Origin of the sequence: Providencia sp. PROV076 (assembly GCF_028483405.1) — a bacterium.
GTDB lineage: Bacteria > Pseudomonadota > Gammaproteobacteria > Enterobacterales > Enterobacteriaceae > Providencia > Providencia huaxiensis.
Map to the genome: position 1 here is coordinate 35,961 of NZ_JAMPRR010000033.1, position 20,262 is coordinate 56,222.

Consider the following 20,262-nt stretch of genomic DNA (forward strand, 5'->3'; position numbering starts at 1 on the left):
GGGTAAATACCATAAGAATTCTATTCAACAGATAAGTGAACGAGATATGACTATGGAACTAAAGGATTATTACAGCATCATGGGTGTTAAGCGCACCGATGATTTAAAAACCATTAAGACCGCGTATCGCCGTTTAGCGCGAAAATATCACCCTGACGTGAGTAAAGAACCCGATGCCGAAGCACGCTTTAAAGAAATTGCGGAGGCTTGGGCGGTACTTGGTGACAAAGAAAAGCGTGCAGAATACGATGAAATGTGGGAACACAGAAATGACCCCTATTTTAACCAAGCTAACCAAGGCCAACAAAGCCGCACCTATTCCCAGCAAGGGTTTGATGAAGGCGGCTTTGATGACATTTTTTCATCGATGTTTTCCCAACGTGCACGGGGTGGCACAAGGCAGGCTCGCAGCCATCGCGGGCAGGATTTAGAGGTTGAACTGGCTGTTTTCCTTGAAGAAACCCAAGAACCCCATAAACGTACCATTAGCTATAACTTACCCGTCTATAACGCTTTTGGTTTTATCGAAAACGAAGTCCCTAAAACACTTAACGTGACTATCCCGGCAGGGGTGATTGATGGGCAACGTATTCGCTTAAAAGGGCAAGGCACAGCGGGGGAAAATGGCGGTGAAAATGGCGATCTATGGATAACCATCCGCATTGCACCACATCCATTATTTGATATCAAAGGCCATGATTTAGAAGTGGTCGTGCCGCTTGCGCCATGGGAGGCAGCCCTCGGAACTAAAGTCACCATTCCAACATTAAAAGACCCGATTGTGATCACCGTTCCTGCTAATAGCCAAGCTGGCCAAAAATTACGCCTTAAAGGTAAAGGGCTGAAACATAAAGGTACAGCAGGGGATCTGTACGCGATTATAAAAATCGTGATGCCAAATAGCAGTAATGCAGAAGCGGATGCACTGTGGCGGAAATTGGCGGAGACTCAGCAGAGTTTTGACCCACGTAAAAATTGGGGAGGCAAATAATGGAACAGTTCACATCATTAACCGTTATTGATTTTTGCGTTCATACTGGTATTGCTGAAGATGAATTACAGGAAATCGTCGGCCTTGGGATAATTCAACCCATTGAAACGACTAATGAGTGGTTGTTTGATGACCAAGCGGTAGTCATTGTGAGAAGAGCCGTGCGTCTTTACCATGAATTAGAAATTGACTGGCCGGGCATCGCAATGGCGATGAGCCTATTGGACCAAAATGAAATGCTCCAACGCGAAAATGAGATGTTGCGTTTACAGTTAAAACGTTTTATTGGTTAGGTTTCTGATAATTTAATGACTATTGAGCTTTCTATATAGAGTCTGTTTCATTTTGGCCTTATGCATTGAATTAAAGTATAGGGCCAATTCATTCAATACCTATAAAAATTTAATTGTATTGTGAACGATATAAGAGGCTTTGATGTTAACTACTGATTGGCGACCTGAATGGGGGAATATTTATTCATGGGTTGCAATGGATAAAAACGGTTATTTAGCATTTATGCTGAATAATTGCTGGGGATGGTTACCCAAAGTGTATATCAGCATACCTAATATTAGTGAGTTATATGTTGATTTAAGTGAGTTTATATATTGTGAATCGGCTAAATATGAAAATAGCATACAGAAAAATGGTGATTTTTCAGTTGATCTATTTTCCTATTGGAAATACAAGCATTATTCCCAAGAAACTGTTTTTACCAGTTATAAAAATCGTTTAGATGAAGGTAATAAACTGACAGATGCTTATCTTGCAACACAAAAGGGAATATTTGTATTTGAAGGCATTGAAGGCTATAACCAAGGGGAAGACTTTCCTGTGGGCTATGAGGGTGAAACAAAAATGGGAGATTATTTTCGCCATTTAGTGCCAACGATTTATGCGACAATATCAGATATACCTATCCCTCTAAGGCAATACATTGTCGTTTCTGATACTTTAGATTTTACCAAAGATAGATTGTTAGATAATGATAAAATCAGCGAATATTTTACTCGAATGTATTCTATCTAAACCATTAGCAAAAAGCCCTTACCATCCAGTAAGGGCGCAATAACAACAACGAGATTTTTATTATTAATTAAATAGCCGCAGCTTCGGCAATGAGTTTGCCGAGCTCTTGCCAGTTTTCACTGTCGATAAGGTCATTCGGCACCATCCATGAACCGCCGCACACTAATACAGAAGGTAATGAGGTGTATTCTTTAATGTTTTTCACACCGATACCGCCAGTTGGCATAAATTTAACCGGGTAAACCGCGCTGAGAGCTTTGAGCATGGCAACTCCGCCAGAGGCTTCGGCTGGGAAGAATTTCAATGTGGTGAGATTAAATTCAAGGGCTTGTTCTACTAAACTTGGGTTATTCACACCAGGAATGATAATCACGTTCTTTTGTTGGCAATAAGCCACAATTTTCGGGTTAAAGCCCGGGCTGACGATAAAATCTACACCCGCTTCAATGGCTTGGTCAACTTGCGCTGTGGTTAATACCGTACCTGCGGCAATCAGTAGTTCAGGGTAGGCCGCGCGCATATTTTTAATCGCTTGTACCGCTGCAGGGGTGCGGAAGGTGACTTCTGCACATGGCAGGCCATTTTCCACTAAAGCTTTTGCCAATGGTGCACCATGCTCTGCATTATTAATGGTGATAACAGGAACAACATTGAGTTTCTTAATTCTTTCAAGTAATTGATTCATGGTTAAAGCCTCTTAACATTTTACTAAAGCAGTGGTTGGCATGGCCTCGGATGGAATAATCGCTCCCCGGTGTTGGATGACGGTTCCAGCCAGTAAATGACCTGTTTTTGCTGCTTCACATGGGCTGCCACCGACGATGCGACAAGCAAGGTAGCCGGCACTAAAGGAATCCCCTGCGGCAGTGGTATCAACAACATGGCTTATTTTATTCGCAGGGACTTCAATACGTTCGTTATCAATAACGACGAAGCAAGCCTCAGCACCGCGCTTGATCACTATTTCGTTCACGCCATATTGTTGGGTACGTGCAATTGCATCATTTTCATGAATGTCACCATAAAGCAACTGTTCGTCATCAAAGGTCAAAAAAGCGATGTCGGTTAAAGTGAGAGTTTGCTGATAAGCTTGTTGAGCGGCTTGTTTTGAAGGCCAAAGCGCAGGGCGATAGTTATTATCGAAGACAATTTTAGCGCCGTGTTGTTTAGCATGCTGTAACATTTCAAATAACAACTGACGTGAGGCGTCAGGTAAAATGGCTAAGGTAATGCCACTTAAGTAGATAAATTGTTGTGAATTAAGTACTTGCTGTGTGTGGGCTTTGCTATTGCTATCAAGACTGACGGCATCAAGCCAAAATTTTGCCGCGGCATTATCTCGCCAATAGAAAAAGCGACGTTCGCCATCAGCGGAGGTTTCGATTAAATACATCCCAGGCAAATGTTTGTCCGAAATGAAGACTTCTTCAGTATTGATGCCTTCTTGTTGCCAACTGCTTAGCATTTGCTGGCTGAATGGGTCTTTACCTAAACCGGTGATGTAACGGGTTGTCACGCCATGGTCTTTTGTTAAACGAGACAGGTATAGTGCGGTATTGAGTGTATCCCCACCAAACGTTTGTTTATAAAGTTCACCCGATTTTTGCAACTCAACCATGCATTCGCCAATAACGGCAACTTGCGGATGTGTATTCATTTTCACCACCTGCGCGATTACGACTTAGTAAACTATTGCTGACTTAATGATGCTATTAAAACCCATTTCAAATAGAACTTCAATTAAAATGAAACGCCGTTTTAAAAATATTAAATCACCGTTCTTGTTTTTATCATGATAGCCACTTATGCTATCCGCTAGGGTGTAATGTCGATATCAATTTATAGGATGATGGGATTATAGGATGATAGGAAAATAATGGATAAAACGACTCAAACGGATGCTGTTTCAGCAGTGGTTAAGGTATTTAGCATTCTTAGCGCCCTTGGTGAGCAAAAAGAGATTGGTGTGTCTGAGCTTTCACAGCGTTTATTGATGTCAAAAGCCACGACATTTCGTTTTCTGCAAACGATGAAACAGCTAGGCTATGTGGATCAAGAAGGTGAAGCGGATAAGTATTCACTGACCTTAAAACTCTTCGAATTAGGGGCAAAATCCCTCGAGTATGTGGATTTAATTGAAATTGCAGATACAGAAATGCGTCGTATTGGCCAATTGACCCATGAAGCGGTGCATTTGGGCGCTTTAGATGAAGATGCCATTATTTATATCCATAAAATCGACTCAAGTTATAATTTACGCATGTATTCACGGGTTGGGCGTCGTAACCCATTGTATTGCACCGCAATCGGTAAGATTTTACTCGCTTGGCAAGATGAAGGATCCATTCGTTTAGCATTGAAAAACGAAACTTTTAGCCAAAAAACGGCAACAACGATTTTAACGTTAGAAGACCTGCTGGTGGAATTAGCCACAGTTCGTGAATGCCATTATGCGCAAGACAGAGAAGAGCAAGAGCTAGGCCTGCGCTGTATTGCTGTGCCAGTGTATGACCGGTTAGGCCATGTGGTTGCAGGGTTATCGATTTCGTTCCCAACGATTCGTTTTGATGAGCAGCGTATTGGTGACTACGTCCAATTACTGAAAACAGCGGGGCGTAATATTTCAGAGAAAATGGGCTATCACCAATATCCATTATAGGGGTGATATAACAGGATTAAGCCAGTTTTAATGATGTATCAATCAATTGATTTAATAACCCATGTAAATTATTTATTTGAATATTAAGGTGTTATAAATTTCACTTATTATTATCCAACACCATGTGTTGCTGCTGACATATAATATTTACTTATGAACACAGCAGGAAATAGATATGTTTAAAAAGGTTATTGTTGTTATTTTTCTTTGTTTCACTTCTTATGGCTTTGCCAGCGACTTTACATTTAAAGAAAAGTCACCCGCTGATCGCGAGTTTAGTCAAGACTACCAAGGAATTAAAAAATTACAGACACAACAAAAGTTTGTCTTTGATCCCAAAAAGAAACTTCCACAAGAAGAACAAAGTTATCAAGCTTTGTTAGAACAGCGAAATGCAGATGAAAATGCGTTTTCAAAACATTTTAATGTGTGTGATGTTAACCCGACGGGAGCAGGGTGCCCTAATTCAATGGCTTGGATGAATGACCGCCAGCAAATGAAAAAAATGCTAGAGCAAGCGGGCCGCCCATATTGATGCGTTGTTCATCTGTTGACTCTAAGGGAGCATCGCCCCCTTAGAGTTCAAACTAGACAGATTCAGGGAATGTTAAGGTTGCACCGGGGGCTTCACGGCTTAAATGAATGAAATTCATATGTTTTTCATATTGGTCTAGAATATCGCTAATCACTTGTTCTTTGGTGTAATCCATTAAATCATTCCCTTGTGAGCCTTCCCATAAGAAGGTTTCTAAGCGGTAATAATGGGATTTCCCTGAACGTGCGCGATAGGTAAAACCGGGAACTGAATAGCGCTGTGGCCACACTTGGTAAATAAAGCTTTGTTCTTCACCTAGGTCGACTGTTAATTCTAAATGGTCTAATCGCTCATCAGCAATGGGTGGCAAGGTGTTAAATTCCACTTTTGCTCCCCTTAAACTGAGCTCTTTCGCCACTTCTTGCATGGCAGGAATGCAGACCAAATCAAGCATCCGCTGGGTATAAGTCGTTCCCGGGAAATTCATCACTCGTCCCAAACGCTGTTTCCAATTCAGTGTTCCGTTGCCATATAGTGGTGCAGGGGCATTGGTATTTAGCGAACTAACGCGTCTAAAGTCCTCAACTTTTAATGACTTATATAGCCCAGCCATAATAAAGAAGATAACAAAACTAAAGGGCAAGCCCATGATCACCGTCGTATTTTGTAACGCAGCGACGCCATCCGTCATTAACATCCCTAAGGTAAGTAAGCCAATTGCGACAGACCAGAAAATTCGCAACCAATTAGGGGCGTCATTGTTAATATCACTGAGTTTTGAGGTGAAATTGCCTAATACTAATGAGCCGGAGTCAGCAGAGGTGACATAGAACAACAGCCCAGTAATGGTTGCAACAGAAGCGGTTAGGCCAAAGCCGGGGTAAAGTTCAAGTAGTGAATAGAAGCCTTTTTCGGGGGCGTCGAGGACGGTTTTTGCAAGTTCACTATTGCCGTGAATGATTTCATACAATGCACTATTACCAAAAATAGATAGCCATAATAGTGTGAAAACAAATGGAATAATTAATGTGCCAATCACAAATTGTCGAATAGTCCGGCCGCGAGAAATACGAGCAAGGAATAACCCAACAAATGGTGACCATGCTACCCACCATGCCCAGAAAAACAGCGTCCAGCTATTCATCCAATCCGTTGGGCGGTCAAAGGCAAAGCTATTGAGGGTCATACCCATAAAGCGGTTGATATAGTCCCCCACATTCAGCACTAAGGCATTGAGTAAGAACTCAGTATCGCCGACAAATAAGATAAATAAAATCAAACCAAATGCTAACAGCACATTGAGCTCGGATAACACCCGAATGCCTTTATTTACCCCTGATGTGGCGGAGATCACGGCCATAATCACCGATAGCAGGATCAACCCACTTTGCACGGGGAGCCCTTGAGGTAAGTCGAATAATACTTTGAGGCCATAATTCAGCTGAACAACCCCAATCCCCAACGTTGTTGCGATACCAAAAATCGTCCCTAATACCGCAGCAATATCCACAGTATGGCCAATTGGGCCGTCAATTCGTTTACCAAATATTGGATAAAGTGCGGAGCGAATGGTCAGCGGCAAGTTATAACGATAACTGAAATAACCCAGTGCAATTCCCATTAAGGCATACATAGACCAGCCCGTTAGGCCATAGTGGAACAGTGTCCACACCATCGCCTGACGAGCTGCTTCTAAGGTTTCGCCTTCGCCTGTTGGCGGCAGCATATATTGGGTGACCGGCTCAGCGACGGAGAAAAACATTAAATCGATACCAATTCCTGCGGCGAATAGCATCGCAGACCAACTGAGTACGCTAAATTCAGGTTTAGATTGTTCAGGGCCGAGTTTGATATTACCAAAGCGTGAGGTAGCAACGAAAATGACAAAAACAATATAAAGCGTTGCTGCTAGCAGGTAATACCAACCAAAGGTTTTAGATACCCAGCCAAGGGCGGCAACGATCCACTGATTTGCTGTTTCGGTCATCAAGATGGTGAAAAAAGAAAACGCCAGAATAAGACCGGCGGAAGTAAAAAAAACCACAGAATTCAGTTTATCCTTCTGCTTATTTTTTGGACTATTTTGAGTTGTCATTGGACATTCCACATTTTTATTTATTTAACAGGTTAAAATTACTTTCTAAGCTAACTAATTGATTTATTAGCCAAGATTTGGTTTTTGTTATCTTCTCTCTTATGTTAATTGTGAATGAATTGTTGTAAACAATAGTTAATATTGATTGAACATTCAATCAAAAAAACGTTTAATACAAGGGATCAATGTATTTTTTAGGTTCAAATACCATGCCGAAGATAGGAATGCAGTCGATACGTAAACAACAGTTAATTCAAGCCACATTGGCTGTGATTAATGAAGTTGGAATGCAGGAAGCTAGTTTTGTGTTAATTGCCCGTAAAGCCGGGGTTTCTACAGGGATCATTAGCCATTATTTCCGTGATAAAAATGGCTTGCTTGAAGCCACTATGCGCCATATTCAATACCAACTAGGGTTTGCGGTTGCAATACGTTTACGGATGTTGACCGGAGCGGAGCCAAAACTACGAATTCAGGCAATTGTTGAGGGCAACTTCGACCCAACGCAAACCAGTGAGGCCGCGATGAAAACGTGGCTAGCCTTTTGGGCTAGTAGTATGCATCAACCGAATTTAAACCGTTTACAGCAGGTTAATGACCGACGCTTGTATTCAAACTTAAGCTATGAGTTTGGGCGGGTGTTAAACAAGGCAGATGCGCGGATGGCAGCGAAGGGGCTGGCGGCTTTAATTGATGGCCTATGGCTACGTAGTGCTTTGAGTAATGAACAATTCCCTGTTAAGGATGCACTCAAAATCACTAACGAATATATCGATATGCAACTACAACGTGCTGAGGTTTTAGAAACCTAATAACCAATTCAGAGGAGATAATATGCAACATCCACCGATACATAAGCTTTATATTCATGGTGGTTATGTCGACAGTTCACAACCTGAATGCGGGCAATTTCCTGCAATCAACCCTGCAAATGGCGAAACTATCGCAAATCTGCAATCTGCGACCCTTGAAGATATCCAATGGGCGGTAGAAAGCGCCAAACAAGGTCAGAAAGTTTGGGCGGCAATGACCGCGATGGAACGCTCACGTATTTTACGCCGTGCGGTGGATATTTTACGGGAACGTAACGACGAATTGGCTTATCTCGAAACTCTTGATACGGGCAAACCGCTTTCTGAAACTCGTTATGTGGATATCGTCACAGGGGCAGATGTCCTTGAATACTATGCAGGTTTAATCCCTATGCTGGAAGGGCAGCAGATCCCTCTGCGTGACAGCGCATTTGCTTATACCCGCCGTGAACCGCTGGGTGTTGTGGCAGGGATTGGCGCATGGAATTACCCTATCCAAATTGCGCTATGGAAATCAGCACCTGCTCTGGCTGCGGGTAATGCCATGGTGTTCAAACCCAGTGAAGTCACGTCGTTAACCGCATTAAAGTTAGCTGAAATTTATACTGAAGCGGGTGTGCCAGCCGGGGTGTTTAACGTGGTGACAGGCCAAGGCGGTGAAGTGGGGCAATGGTTAACGGAGCACCCTGATATTGCCAAAGTTTCATTCACTGGGGGGATCGCAACGGGTAAAAAAGTGATGGCGAATGCGTCAGCCTCTTCTTTAAAAGAGGTGACGATGGAACTAGGCGGTAAATCACCGCTAATTATTTTTGATGATGCAGATTTAGATAAAGCTGCAGATATCGCCATGATGGCAAATTTTTATAGTTCCGGCCAAGTGTGTACCAATGGAACACGGGTTTTTGTGCCGAAATCACTCAAATCACAGTTTGAAGACAAGATCACTGAACGTGTGGCGCGCATTAAAATAGGTTCCCCCATTGACGATAATACTAACTTTGGGCCATTAGTCAGTTTTGCTCATATGGAAAATGTGTTGCGTTATATTGCGTTAGGCAAACAGCAAGGTGCGAAATTATTGTGCGGAGGTGAACGCTTGATGGATGGCGATTTCGCTCAGGGAGCGTATGTTGCACCAACGGTATTTACTGATTGCAATGATGAAATGCAAATCACGCAGGAAGAAATTTTTGGTCCTGTCATGAGTATTTTAAGTTATCAATCGGAAGATGAAGTGATTGCCCGTGCAAACAACAGCGTATATGGGCTTGCTGCAGGGGTTGTGACACAGGATCTAACGCGTGCGCATCGTGTTATCCATCAATTAGAAGCTGGGATTTGCTGGATCAATACATGGGGTGAATCACCCGCTCAAATGCCAGTAGGGGGATATAAGCATTCCGGTGTTGGCCGTGAAAATGGCGTAATGACATTGCAAAATTATACACAAGTGAAATCCATTCAAGTGGAATTGGGGGAATTTGCATCCGTTTTTTAATCACATCATTTTAATTTGACTGAAACAGAGGAGATAACAATGGTCTATGACTATATTATTATCGGTGCTGGTTCAGCCGGTAACGTTCTTGCTACCCGCCTGACAGAAGATCCAGATGTTACTGTGCTGCTCCTTGAAGCAGGAGGACCGGACTACCGGTTCGACTTTCGCACACAAATGCCAGCGGCATTAGCCTACCCGTTACAGGGGCGACGTTATAATTGGGCTTATGAAACTGATCCTGAACCGCATATGAATAACCGACGAATGGAGTGTGGTAGAGGGAAGGGGCTCGGGGGCTCATCATTAATTAATGGGATGTGTTATATCCGAGGGAATGCCCTAGACTTTGACGGCTGGGCTGAAGCACCTGGCTTAGAAGACTGGCGTTATCTCGATTGCTTACCTTATTTTAGAAAAGCAGAAACGCGTGATATTGGCCCTAATGATTACCATGGTGGAGATGGCCCAGTCAGTGTGACAACACCGAAGAATGGCAATAATGTGCTATTTCATGCGATGGTGGAAGCCGGTGTACAAGCAGGGTATCCACAAACAGATGATTTAAATGGGATCCAACAAGAGGGTTTTGGCCCGATGGATCGCACAGTCACTCCTCAAGGGCGACGAGCAAGTACAGCAAGAGGGTATTTGGACCAAGCGAAAAAACGCCACAATTTAACTATTCTTACGCATGCCACTACGGATACCATTGAGTTTGAAGGGAAAAAAGCGGTTGGTGTTAAATATTATCAAGGTAATAGCACTACGCCTACGGTAGTGAAGGCGCGCAAAGAGGTTCTTTTATGTGCAGGCGCGATCGCATCTCCACAAATTTTACAGCGTTCTGGTGTTGGGCCTGCGGATGTTTTGGCTGAGTTCAATATTCCAGCTGTGCACGTTTTACCTGGTGTAGGGCAAAACTTGCAAGATCACCTTGAAATGTATTTGCAATATGAATGCAAACAACCAGTTTCACTATATCCAGCCTTAAAATGGATAAATCAACCCAAAATAGGCGCTGAATGGCTATTTAAAGGGACAGGAATTGGCGCAAGCAACCAATTTGAAGCAGGCGGGTTTATCCGTACCAGTGAAAAATTCGCTTGGCCAAATATTCAATTTCACTTTTTGCCTGTGGCGATTAACTATAACGGTAGTAATGCCGTTAATCAGCATGGTTTTCAAGCCCATGTAGGTTCAATGCGTTCGCCGAGCCGAGGGCGAGTTCGTTTGAAATCTTTAGACCCAAGGCAGCATCCGAGTATTTTATTTAATTACATGTCATCGGAGCAGGATTGGGAAGAGTTTCGTGCTGCTATTCGTATTACCCGTGAAATTATGGCTCAGCCAGCACTTGACCCATATCGTGGGGAAGAAATCAGCCCCGGTAAACAGATTAGTACTGATGAAGAGCTAGATACATTTGTCCGCGAGAGAGCAGAAACCGCTTTTCACCCCTGTGGAACTTGTAAAATGGGGCACGATGATATGGCGGTAGTGGATGGTGCAGGGCGAGTTCATGGTATTGAAAATTTACGAGTTATCGACGCATCAATTATGCCGTTGATTATTACGGGGAATTTAAATGCAACGACTATCATGATCGCGGAGAAAATCGCCGATAAAATTCGAAATCGGTCTCCGTTGCCCACAAGCGATGCAGATTATTATGTTGCAGGTGGTAGGCCAGTGAGAAATCAGCCCTTAAGGGGCTAGTTTTTCCACGAAGATTTCACGTACAAAGCGATTGATATTTATATCAGTCGCTTTTTTAGCTAGACAGAATATGTGTTAGCTAATTTTTAGACAAAAAAAACCTCCAAATATTAAGGAGGGAAAATAAATATAAAGCGAGCTTATTTATATAGCATTAATTTACGGTAAACCATAGCCGACCAGTTGAATTTATTTATACAAAATGATTCTAGCTCACAATTTATAACGTTATAGTTATTAAATTCAGATTAATACCTATTATTTAACGGAGCTAATCAGCCATTGTAGATAATTATCTTCAATTTGGCTTGGGTCTAAGCGAATGAGTTCTGGAGTTTTATATGGGTGTACTTCTTTTATTGCATTAAACAAATTGAGTTGATTCCCTTGGGTTGTTTTGATCAAGAGTAAGATCTCCTTATCTTGCGTGATATTACCATGCCATAGATAAACAGATGTTATTTCAGGGAGTAAAGAAACACATGCAGCTAAACGATTGGCTAGTAAATGTTGGGTAATTTTAATTGCACTTTCATGGCTATTAGTCGTGCATAACACAATACATGGGCGTTGAGCATTTGTGGAGTAAATTTGTTCAGTGGACATTTCATTTCCTTCTTAGTCATATTTGGATGTGTTTTATTGCTCATATTTATAGATTAGGAATAAAAATTGTATTGGGAAAAAGCATAATCACTATAAGTGTTTTTTAGCATGATCAGATTAGATAATAACTAATGATAATTAAGTAGAAGGTATTGCTTCAATAGTGGGTTGCTCGTTTTTTAAGCAAAAATTACCATTGTTATAATTTTTTATATATTCAATATAATTTAGAATATTTCTTGGTTTTATTTTATTAATTCGATTCAGCAAGCATAAATTGAGGGTAAACTATAAAAATAATTGAAATTTTAGTATATTAAGAAACAAATTAGATTATGTGATAAATGTGAGTGTATGTGTTGCTAGCTTAGTAATAGAACAAATAATAAGCCCAGTTTTATTTTTACCCTTATTAATATAAGTGTAGGCTTACCTTTTTGTGCGAAAAATATGAAAGGTTAATCACTGAAATAATATATTACGTTTAGTTACAAAATAAATTACATTTTTTTATAAAAGAATCTACGTACTGATAAATATCAAGGTTTTTGAGCTATATATTGTTAATCTAAAGATAAAATTAGAATATATAACTGAAATTACTCTGTATTTCCATCTTTAAACGTGTATGGATGAACCCTATGAATAAGCTGACACCTTTAAAACCTGTTCCAACGTTAATCGCAGTTGCAATAACATTAATTATTTGGTTTTTAATTCCTGTTCCTGAAGGTGTTAATCCAAATGCGTGGCATCTTTTAGCATTATTTGTAGGCACAATCGCTGCGATTATTGGTAAGGCTTTACCAATAGGTGGTGTTTCTATTGTCGCTATCTCATTAGTTGCAGTTACCGGGGTGACTAATCCTGAATCAACTAAAGGGGCAATTGCGGATGCATTAAGTGGTTTTTCTAATGACTTAATTTGGTTAATTGGTATTTCTATCATGGTTTCCATGAGCTTGAACAAAACAGGTTTAGGGGCAAGGATAGGTTATTATGTCATTTCTTTATTTGGTAAAAAAACATTGGGTATTGCTTATTCATTGGCAATAGCAGAAACAATATTGGCTCCTGTGACACCAAGTAATACTGCACGAGGTGGGGGAATTATTCACCCAATTATGCGTTCTATCGCTGATAGTTTCGGGTCTAAGGCAGATGATGGTACTGCTGGGAAAATCGGTCGTTACTTGGCTTTGGTCAATTACAATATTAACCCGATTACGTCTGCAATGTTTATTACGGCAACAGCCCCCAACCCACTGATAGTCAGCCTGATTGTAAGTGAATTAGGGCAAAAAGGGGAGCTAACTTGGGGAATGTGGGCTATTGCAGCATTTGTGCCTGCCATTATCTCCTTGATTTTAATGCCTCTGGTCATTTATTTGATGTACAAGCCTGAAATCACCTCTACGCCGGATGCGCCTAATTTTGCCAAAGAACGTTTACAGCAATTAGGGCCAGTTTCATTACCTGAAAAATTAACATTAGCTGTTTTTGGGTTGTTATTACTGATGTGGGCAGGTGTACCTGCAATGATTTTTGGACCTGCATACAGTGTGAATGCAACAACAGCAGCATTTATTGGCTTAAGTATTTTATTAGCAACAGGTGTCATCAATTGGGATGATGTCTTAAAAAATAAAGGGGCTTGGGATACGGTAGTTTGGTTCTCCGCTTTGGTGATGATGGCATCTTTCTTAGGAAAATTAGGCCTAATTAAATGGATGTCAGTTTCAGTCGAAGGTGCCATTGCGAGTATGGGAATTAGCTGGGTATGGGGGATGTTGATCCTTGTTCTTATCTATGTTTATTCCCACTATTTCTTTGCTAGTACAACCGCACATATTACCGCAATGTATGCTGCATTTTTAGCCGCGGGCTTATCTCTTGGTGCACCGCCAATGTTGTTAGCTTTAACGCTTGCTTTCTCATCATCATTAATGATGTCATTAACTCATTACGGAACAGGTACTGCACCCATTATCTTTGGTTCTGGCTATGCCACATTAGGCGAGTGGTGGAAAACCGGTTTTGTTATGAGTGTCGTTAACTTAGCCATCTGGTTCTTTATTGGTAGCGTTTGGTGGAAGTTCTTAGGTTACTGGTAATTAGCTAAATTAGAGATTGAAGATATTTAATAGAAATCGGGCTATCAGCTCGATTTCTTCTTTTAAAACCCCATGCTATAAATAAGTGGCTATTGTCACAACCAAACCACTAATTATCGAAATCAGCATCACTTTTCCCCAACTGAAGACTGACGACGATTGTAATGCGTGTTGCCATAACAAACTTATTTCATCCGCATGCGCATATTTTCTCTTATTGATCGCAATCTTAATTTTTTTGATTGTATCGTTATCTATCGGTAATGTTTTTTGAATAACCATGCTATGACCTTCCATTAAGTTGAAGATGCAACTTCAATCAGTAAGACTGGTACTTGTTTGCCTACCTTGATTATCTCAGGTCATGTAAAAAGAAAAATTGATGAACTTGTATGCAAACTTCCTCATTTATCGTATTTGAAATGAGACTTAATCTATTTAATAAGAAAAAAGGCGGCTTGGAAGTAAACTTATCGTTATTAAGAGGAAATGGCTCTTAATTTAAGGTCATATTTATCATTTTTTACGAAACATTATTATTTGGAGCGGTTGGAGATAAAGGCCATAAATGTGATTGGTTTAGATGAAAAAGCCAGTATGATGTAGCAGAGAGTCTTTTTAATTTATCCAGAGGAACACATGTATTCGCAAAGAAAGGCAGAATTTTTCTTGGTGCTTACCACGATAATTGCAGCTTGGGGATGGGTATTTTCCCGAGAAGCAGTGCAGGGAATGCCAATATTTGCCTTCCTAGGTAGCCGTTTTTTATTCGCGGCCATCATTTTAGCCCCTTTTTGTCGGGGGAAAAAAAATAGAATAGCGGTGAAGCAATTACCCAAAATATTAATGACAGGCGGTTGGATGTCATTAAATATGGTGCTTTGGATCCACGCAGTTGCGATAACAGACTCAATTGGCGAAGGGGCTTTTATCATGAGCCTGGCGATGTTGTTTGTTCCCTTAGTCGCATGGGTGATTTTAAAAAATAAACCTGTACGTTATTTCTGGGAGGCACTTCCTGTCGCTGTATTAGGGCTGGCATGTTTAACACTATTCAAGGCTCAGCTTGAGTTTAAAGCAAGCCAACTTTGGTTTCTTGGCGCCGCAATTGTTCAGGCTATCTATTTTTGTTATACCAGTTTATATACTCGAACAATTCCTCTTTTACCGTTAACGACCATTCAACTTGCCTGTACTGGAATTACAGGACTAGTTTTGTCACTTTTTTTAGAAGAGTGGCCAAGTAGCATCACGATACCCACTATGATGTGGTTTATTGCTAGTGTGGTGATAGCAACGAGTTTACGGTTTGTATTACAGCTTATCGGCCAAAAAAATACCACCGCAGGAAATGCCGCAATTATTATGATCCTTGAACCTGTTATGACCGTATTTGTAGCGGCTATTTGGTATAGTGAAAGAATGCCTTTTATCCAAATTGTTGGCTGTGTGCTAATTTTATCATCATTATTCTATTATCGATGGCGTTGTTCTAATTCATTACCTAAGTGAAATACAGATAATAAAAGATGGGGCAATACAGATTTTTTATAAGAAAACAGCTATGATTAATATGAATAGTCAGTGATAGGGATATTAATCTTAATAAGAACGTCTTATTTGGTGAATTAAGATTAATGGTATTGAAAACATAAACGAGATATCCAAAATAGCGTGAACTAGGAATAATAGGGGTTTATTATTATCATCTTAGTTAAAGCTAAATAGGAAATGGGCATAAAATGAAAAAATTAGCATTAATATTAGGTATGGCGGGAGCGATGGCTGTGCTGTCTGCATGTTCTGATGAAAAATCAGAAATTGCTGAATACAAAGAAAATTTTGTAAATACTTGTGTGGTTGCATCTGGTAATCCTCAAGGTGAAACGGCAAAAGCAGTGACTGCAATTTGTGGTTGCGCCTACGACAAAACAATTGAAAAATATGGTTTGGCCGAGTTTAAACGTATGGATGCGGAGCTAGAAAAATCAGGTACTGCAGAACCTGAATTCCAAAAAACGATGATTGAATTTGTGCAACAGTGTTCGACTAACGCGCGTTAATTATTTATTACTCGCAGCTATTATCAATTAGCAATAGCTGCGAGTTTATTACCTTACTTAAATAAGTGCTTAAATTGATGTGGGGCACAGCGCCGGTATTGTGGCGCAACGTCTATTTGTTCATTCAATTCACTCGCTGCTCGCCAAGGCCATCGTGGCTCAAATAAAATCCCCCTACCAATAGCGACAAAATCAGCTTGATGGGTTGCAACAATGGCTTCTGCTTGTAAAGGTTCGATAATAAGGCCTACCGCAATAACAGGCATCATGGTGTTTTCATGAATAGCTTGGGCTAAAGGGACTTGATAATTTGGACTTAATGGTATCTGTTGTTCAGTTGATAAGCCACCTGACGAAACGTGGACATAATCACAACCCAAATCCTCTAATAATTCTGTTAGCTCAATTGATTCTGGTACATTCCAACCCGATTCAAGCCAATCTGTTGCGGAGATCCGCACGCCAATTGCAACATTAGGGTTAATTATTTCTCTCATCTCATGAAAAATATTAGTAAGTAAGCGGGTACGCCCTTTAAAGCACCCACCATATTCATCTTGTCGTAAGTTTGATGCCGGTGATAAGAATTCATGCAGTAAATATCCGTGAGCAGCATGGATCTCAATAACGTCAAAACCGGCTTTTTCAGCACGAATTGCAGCGTCAATAAATTGCTGTTTGACCTGTAGAATTTCATCAATAGATAATGCATGTGGGATTGCATTCTCACCAAAAGCGATTGCTGATGGTGCAACGGTTTGCCAACCATTTGGTTGTGTAGGATGGATACTTTTACCCCCTAACCAAGGTAACTCGGTTGATGCTTTTCTACCTGCGTGGGCGATTTGTACCCCTAAACGCGCATCTGAAAAATGTCTGATATCGCTGAGCATTTTCTGCATGGCTACCATTTGTTCGTCATTCCATAAGCCTAAGTCTTTGTGGGTAATACGTCCTTCAGGAACAACGGCACTGGCTTCTACAATCACTAAGGAGGCCCCTGACAAGGCAAGGTTCATATAGTGGGCGTTATGCCACGCTGTTGGCATGCCATTTTCTGCAGAATATTGACACATAGGGGGAACAATAATTCTATTTTTCAGCGAAACTTGGCCTATTGATGCAGGTGAAAAAAGGCGGCTCATTGGAACATTCCTTATTAGCAAACTTAAATTACTTTAATATTATACTTAGTCCTCTAAATTTTTTTTGTGAGATGGTGTGGTATTACGGGCTAAATTTTGTTTTTACAGCGGATCGGTGATAGAAAATCAAGTAAATTTTTGCATATTTGGCCAAAAGCATAAAAAGTATATTTCCCTAGCAACATGATGAAAAAAGAGGGAGAAAATATAAAAAAATAAGATAAAAAATAAAATATTATAATAGTTATTAATTTTTGATTGTTATAATTCTGTAACTTATAAATAAAATTAATATTCACCATTGTGGAGTGGCGTTAATGTCCTCTTATGGTTTTAATGGTTCTAATAGAGAATAAAGCTATTTTTTTATTTTAAATGATAATTTAAATAAGAATTAATGCATTGTTTGTGAAGCAAAATTATAAAATATTCCTTGCGGTTATATTAAATGGTTTATATAAGAAACATGCTTATTAAGCTAATGCGAGCCAAGCTGAATTTTGTGTTCACCTGAAAAATATAATTCTAAGAAGGAAGTTGATGTGCTGACAATTATTGGTATTTTAATCATTATATCGATAGTAACATTATTGATGATGGGGAAAGTTAGCCCAATTATCGCAATGTCTTGTATTCCCTTTATTGGTGCTTTATTTGCTGGTTACTCTGTTGCTGAAATTTCAGTATTCTTTGAAAGCGGAATTAATAAAGTTTCAAAAGTCGCAGCTATGTTTTTATTTGCGATTTTATTTTTTAGCTTAATGAAAGACCTGCATATTTTTGATCCGTTGATCCGTTTAATGGTTAAAATGACGCGTGGGAATATTATTGTTGTTTGTATTATGACAACGTTAATTGCAGGAGTTGTCCATTTAGATGGTTCAGGCGCAGCGACATTCTTAATTATCATTCCTGCACTATTACCTTTATACCGCCAATTGGGGATGAGTCCATACCTTATGTTGCTGCTGATGTGTGCCAGCATGGGGGTTATGAATATGGTGCCTTGGGGCGGGCCATTAGGCCGTGCTTCGGCTGTCACTGGAATTGATGCTTCGACCTTATGGCAACATTTGATCCCAGTACAACTCATTGGTATGGGGGGAGCAGTGGTATTTGCTATCTTGATGGGATTACGTGAGAAAAGACGTATTGCCGCAGCAAGTTTGAAAGGAACAACGCCATATGAAATGGATTCTTTGTTACCTGTCAGTGACGACACTGCAGATATAGCGGAAACGGTTCATAAGCCTAAAAAACCACTCATTAATGGTGGGTTAATTGTTGCTTCCGTTGTGTGTTTAGCATTTGGTTTATTATCTGCACCTTATGTTTTTATGATTGCCCTTTCCATTGCCTTGATGGTTAACTTCCCTAACCCTAGAGACCAAATGAAAGTTTTGGCAGCCCATGCTCCGCAAGCATTGGGAATGGTTGCCATTATCTTAGCGGCGGGAGCATTTTTAGGTATTTTATCTGAAGGTGGCATGCTTGAGTCAATCGCAACAGACTTAACCGCTATTTTACCAACAGAATGGGTTTCTAAAGTTCATATTTTTGTTGGTATTTTAGGTGTGCCAATGGATATTTTTACCAGTACCGATGCTTACTATTTTGCACTATTACCAATAATTCAACAAATTGCAGGCACAGTTGGTGTTGACCCATCTTCCGTTGTTTATGCCATGGCGATAGGTAACAATGCAGGAACCTTCGTGAGCCCGTTCTCTCCAGCAGCATGGTTAGCAATGGGATTAGCTGGAATTGATATGGGGCGCCACTTACGTTATTCGTTCGGTTGGATTTGGTTGTTTAGTTTCTTTTTATTAGCGGTTGGGGCGGTACTCGGCTTGTATTAATTTGCTCGTCGGCTTTAACGCCACAGCGTTGTTGGCTTCAAAAGTAAACCCTAGTCACATACTTGTGTATGCTCCTAGGGATTTACTTTTTTGCCGCCTAGCTGTGACATGAAATCCTTAGAGCAAATTGTCTATTCGAAAGACAAGTCTTTTTTATTCTACAAGCCAGAGGGTTATTTTCTTTTATCAATTATTGGGTTTATCAGACAGTTACTATGTCGAAAAGCGAATGCCTATGACATGATTTATTGGTTAATTATATCAATAAGGTTTGTTATGCGTAGGCCGCTTTCTTCTTATCATCCTATTCTCTATTGGCTGCGTGTCACTCAAAAACGTTTAGCTCGACGATTGCATTGGGCATTTTCCGCCAAGTATTATGCGAAATCAAAATCCAGTGAACGCCTTGAATATCGCTACAACAAGCACACGTCGAAGCTGATCCGAAAATTAGGTGAGTCAGACCTACGTTTACAATATAACAAAGTGACAAACTTACGTATTGCTGCAGAAGCGATGAATGGCATTACTATATATCCCGGTGAATATTTTTCTTTTTGTCGATTAGTAGGTAAACCCACAGCACGCAGAGGTTTTCTCGAAGGGATGGAATTATCATTCGGTGAAGCACGCTCAGGGATTGGCGGGGGAATTTGCCAACTGAGTAATTTAATTCATTGGATGGTTTTACATTCTCCATTGCAAGTAATTGAGCGTGCTAATCATAGTTTTGACCCATTTCCAGATGAAGGGCGGGTATTGCCTTTTGGTTCTGGAGCAGCAATTTTTTATAATTATATCGATTTGGTTTTTTATAATCCGACGCAAAGTGCTTTTCAATTGGTATTTAATATTGCAGAACATCAACTCGAAGGGGAGTTATTGAGCTGCACTCCTCGTGAGCACAAGTACCATATTTATGAGAGAAACCATAAGTTTACTCGAGAAAATGGGGTCATATACCGCCATAACGAAATTTGGCAAAAAGTGACAACAAAAGGACAGGAACCTATCACTCTGCAGGATAATTGTTTGTATCGGAATAAAGTAGTAGTGAAATATTCCCTAGATGAACGTCATATAGTGGTTGAATGACAGTGTTGATAATAAGATTAGGAATAAATTGATAGCCTT

The 20,262-nt window shown here is 40.4% G+C and carries 18 protein-coding genes; 13 read left to right on the forward strand and 5 right to left on the reverse strand.

Annotated elements, in window-relative coordinates:
* Positions 1 to 52 precede the first annotated feature (52 nt).
* The 3 genes from cbpA (at position 53) to PSF67_RS18670 (ending at position 2,020) form a co-directional block, all read left to right on the forward strand.
* On the forward strand, positions 53 to 991 hold the full coding sequence (gene cbpA / locus PSF67_RS18660; protein ID WP_195698774.1) for a curved DNA-binding protein: 939 nt from the start codon (positions 53 to 55) through the stop codon (positions 989 to 991).
* Positions 991 to 1,284: a chaperone modulator CbpM gene (locus tag PSF67_RS18665; RefSeq protein WP_102139311.1), complete on the forward strand. Its 294-nt coding sequence runs from the start codon at positions 991 to 993 to the stop codon at positions 1,282 to 1,284. The genes cbpA and PSF67_RS18665 overlap by 1 nt, the downstream gene beginning before the upstream one ends.
* A gap of 142 nt (positions 1,285 to 1,426) precedes the next feature.
* Positions 1,427 to 2,020, forward strand: coding sequence for a hypothetical protein (locus PSF67_RS18670; RefSeq protein WP_166266943.1), 594 nt, complete (start codon positions 1,427 to 1,429; stop codon positions 2,018 to 2,020).
* A gap of 67 nt (positions 2,021 to 2,087) precedes the next feature.
* On the opposite strand, the gene PSF67_RS18675 is transcribed toward PSF67_RS18670, so the two are convergent.
* Both PSF67_RS18675 and PSF67_RS18680 read right to left on the reverse strand, forming a co-directional pair.
* Entirely contained in the window at positions 2,088 to 2,705 is a 618-nt protein-coding gene (locus tag PSF67_RS18675) for a bifunctional 4-hydroxy-2-oxoglutarate aldolase/2-dehydro-3-deoxy-phosphogluconate aldolase (RefSeq protein ID WP_210848477.1), read from the reverse strand.
* Positions 2,706 to 2,717: 12 nt separating this feature from the next.
* Entirely contained in the window at positions 2,718 to 3,677 is a 960-nt protein-coding gene (locus PSF67_RS18680; protein ID WP_272677449.1) for a sugar kinase, read from the reverse strand.
* A gap of 219 nt (positions 3,678 to 3,896) precedes the next feature.
* On the opposite strand from PSF67_RS18680, the gene kdgR reads away from it, so the two are divergent.
* Both kdgR and PSF67_RS18690 read left to right on the forward strand, forming a co-directional pair.
* Positions 3,897 to 4,679 (forward strand): DNA-binding transcriptional regulator KdgR, encoded by a 783-nt coding sequence (gene kdgR / locus PSF67_RS18685; RefSeq protein ID WP_102139307.1) that lies wholly within the window; start codon positions 3,897 to 3,899, stop codon positions 4,677 to 4,679.
* Between the two features lie 175 nt (positions 4,680 to 4,854).
* On the forward strand, positions 4,855 to 5,214 hold the full coding sequence (locus PSF67_RS18690) for a hypothetical protein (RefSeq protein ID WP_102139306.1): 360 nt from the start codon (positions 4,855 to 4,857) through the stop codon (positions 5,212 to 5,214).
* Between the two features lie 52 nt (positions 5,215 to 5,266).
* On the opposite strand, the gene PSF67_RS18695 is transcribed toward PSF67_RS18690, so the two are convergent.
* Positions 5,267 to 7,309 carry a choline transporter gene (locus PSF67_RS18695; protein ID WP_004255510.1) on the reverse strand — a complete coding sequence of 681 codons (2,043 nt, stop codon included), beginning with the start codon at positions 7,307 to 7,309 and terminating at the stop codon, positions 5,267 to 5,269.
* A gap of 209 nt (positions 7,310 to 7,518) precedes the next feature.
* On the opposite strand from PSF67_RS18695, the gene betI reads away from it, so the two are divergent.
* From betI to betA, 3 genes are read left to right on the forward strand one after another with little or no spacing between them, the layout of a single operon-like run.
* On the forward strand, positions 7,519 to 8,121 hold the full coding sequence (gene betI / locus PSF67_RS18700; RefSeq protein WP_102139328.1) for a transcriptional regulator BetI: 603 nt from the start codon (positions 7,519 to 7,521) through the stop codon (positions 8,119 to 8,121).
* Positions 8,122 to 8,143: 22 nt separating this feature from the next.
* Positions 8,144 to 9,622, forward strand: a complete 1,479-nt coding sequence (gene betB / locus PSF67_RS18705; RefSeq protein WP_272677450.1) for a betaine-aldehyde dehydrogenase — start codon at positions 8,144 to 8,146, stop codon at positions 9,620 to 9,622.
* 39 nt (positions 9,623 to 9,661) lie between these two features.
* On the forward strand, positions 9,662 to 11,341 hold the full coding sequence (gene betA / locus PSF67_RS18710; protein WP_210843922.1) for a choline dehydrogenase: 1,680 nt from the start codon (positions 9,662 to 9,664) through the stop codon (positions 11,339 to 11,341).
* 258 nt (positions 11,342 to 11,599) lie between these two features.
* On the opposite strand, the gene cutA is transcribed toward betA, so the two are convergent.
* Positions 11,600 to 11,947, reverse strand: coding sequence for a divalent-cation tolerance protein CutA (gene cutA, locus PSF67_RS18715; RefSeq protein WP_102139302.1), 348 nt, complete (start codon positions 11,945 to 11,947; stop codon positions 11,600 to 11,602).
* Between the two features lie 641 nt (positions 11,948 to 12,588).
* Between cutA and PSF67_RS18720 the strand changes: the two genes are divergently transcribed.
* The 3 genes from PSF67_RS18720 to PSF67_RS18730 all read left to right on the forward strand — a co-directional run bounded on the left by PSF67_RS18720 (position 12,589) and on the right by PSF67_RS18730 (position 16,124).
* Positions 12,589 to 14,061 carry an anion permease gene (locus tag PSF67_RS18720; RefSeq protein WP_102139301.1) on the forward strand — a complete coding sequence of 491 codons (1,473 nt, stop codon included), beginning with the start codon at positions 12,589 to 12,591 and terminating at the stop codon, positions 14,059 to 14,061.
* 639 nt (positions 14,062 to 14,700) lie between these two features.
* Positions 14,701 to 15,573 carry a DMT family transporter gene (locus tag PSF67_RS18725; protein ID WP_102139299.1) on the forward strand — a complete coding sequence of 291 codons (873 nt, stop codon included), beginning with the start codon at positions 14,701 to 14,703 and terminating at the stop codon, positions 15,571 to 15,573.
* Positions 15,574 to 15,803: 230 nt separating this feature from the next.
* Positions 15,804 to 16,124 (forward strand): hypothetical protein, encoded by a 321-nt coding sequence (locus tag PSF67_RS18730; RefSeq protein ID WP_166266955.1) that lies wholly within the window; start codon positions 15,804 to 15,806, stop codon positions 16,122 to 16,124.
* 53 nt (positions 16,125 to 16,177) lie between these two features.
* On the opposite strand, the gene PSF67_RS18735 is transcribed toward PSF67_RS18730, so the two are convergent.
* Positions 16,178 to 17,269 carry an NADH:flavin oxidoreductase/NADH oxidase gene (locus PSF67_RS18735; protein WP_272677451.1) on the reverse strand — a complete coding sequence of 364 codons (1,092 nt, stop codon included), beginning with the start codon at positions 17,267 to 17,269 and terminating at the stop codon, positions 16,178 to 16,180.
* Between the two features lie 542 nt (positions 17,270 to 17,811).
* Between PSF67_RS18735 and PSF67_RS18740 the strand changes: the two genes are divergently transcribed.
* A complete protein-coding gene (locus tag PSF67_RS18740) occupies positions 17,812 to 19,128 on the forward strand; it encodes a CitMHS family transporter (RefSeq protein ID WP_231068218.1) in 1,317 nt (438 codons plus the stop codon).
* A 276-nt stretch (positions 19,129 to 19,404) separates the two neighbouring features.
* A complete protein-coding gene (locus tag PSF67_RS18745) occupies positions 19,405 to 20,223 on the forward strand; it encodes a VanW family protein (protein WP_210848482.1) in 819 nt (272 codons plus the stop codon).
* Positions 20,224 to 20,262: the final 39 nt, after the last annotated feature.

Excerpts from the sequence above, each read along its gene's own strand:
- PSF67_RS18690 (WP_102139306.1), top strand. The coding sequence starts at position 4,855 with ATGTTTAAAAAGGTTATTGTTGTTATTTTTCTTTGTTTCACTTCTTAT.
- cbpA (WP_195698774.1), top strand. The coding sequence starts at position 53 with ATGGAACTAAAGGATTATTACAGCATCATGGGTGTTAAGCGCACCGAT.
- PSF67_RS18695 (WP_004255510.1), bottom strand. The coding sequence starts at position 7,309 with ATGACAACTCAAAATAGTCCAAAAAATAAGCAGAAGGATAAACTGAAT.
- betA (WP_210843922.1), top strand. The coding sequence starts at position 9,662 with ATGGTCTATGACTATATTATTATCGGTGCTGGTTCAGCCGGTAACGTT.
- PSF67_RS18675 (WP_210848477.1), bottom strand. The coding sequence starts at position 2,705 with ATGAATCAATTACTTGAAAGAATTAAGAAACTCAATGTTGTTCCTGTT.
- PSF67_RS18745 (WP_210848482.1), top strand. The coding sequence starts at position 19,405 with ATGCGTAGGCCGCTTTCTTCTTATCATCCTATTCTCTATTGGCTGCGT.
- PSF67_RS18735 (WP_272677451.1), bottom strand. The coding sequence starts at position 17,269 with ATGAGCCGCCTTTTTTCACCTGCATCAATAGGCCAAGTTTCGCTGAAA.
- PSF67_RS18680 (WP_272677449.1), bottom strand. The coding sequence starts at position 3,677 with ATGAATACACATCCGCAAGTTGCCGTTATTGGCGAATGCATGGTTGAG.
- PSF67_RS18670 (WP_166266943.1), top strand. The coding sequence starts at position 1,427 with ATGTTAACTACTGATTGGCGACCTGAATGGGGGAATATTTATTCATGG.
- PSF67_RS18720 (WP_102139301.1), top strand. The coding sequence starts at position 12,589 with ATGAATAAGCTGACACCTTTAAAACCTGTTCCAACGTTAATCGCAGTT.
- PSF67_RS18725 (WP_102139299.1), top strand. The coding sequence starts at position 14,701 with ATGTATTCGCAAAGAAAGGCAGAATTTTTCTTGGTGCTTACCACGATA.
- betI (WP_102139328.1), top strand. The coding sequence starts at position 7,519 with ATGCCGAAGATAGGAATGCAGTCGATACGTAAACAACAGTTAATTCAA.
- kdgR (WP_102139307.1), top strand. The coding sequence starts at position 3,897 with ATGGATAAAACGACTCAAACGGATGCTGTTTCAGCAGTGGTTAAGGTA.
- betB (WP_272677450.1), top strand. The coding sequence starts at position 8,144 with ATGCAACATCCACCGATACATAAGCTTTATATTCATGGTGGTTATGTC.
- PSF67_RS18665 (WP_102139311.1), top strand. The coding sequence starts at position 991 with ATGGAACAGTTCACATCATTAACCGTTATTGATTTTTGCGTTCATACT.
- PSF67_RS18730 (WP_166266955.1), top strand. The coding sequence starts at position 15,804 with ATGAAAAAATTAGCATTAATATTAGGTATGGCGGGAGCGATGGCTGTG.
- cutA (WP_102139302.1), bottom strand. The coding sequence starts at position 11,947 with ATGTCCACTGAACAAATTTACTCCACAAATGCTCAACGCCCATGTATT.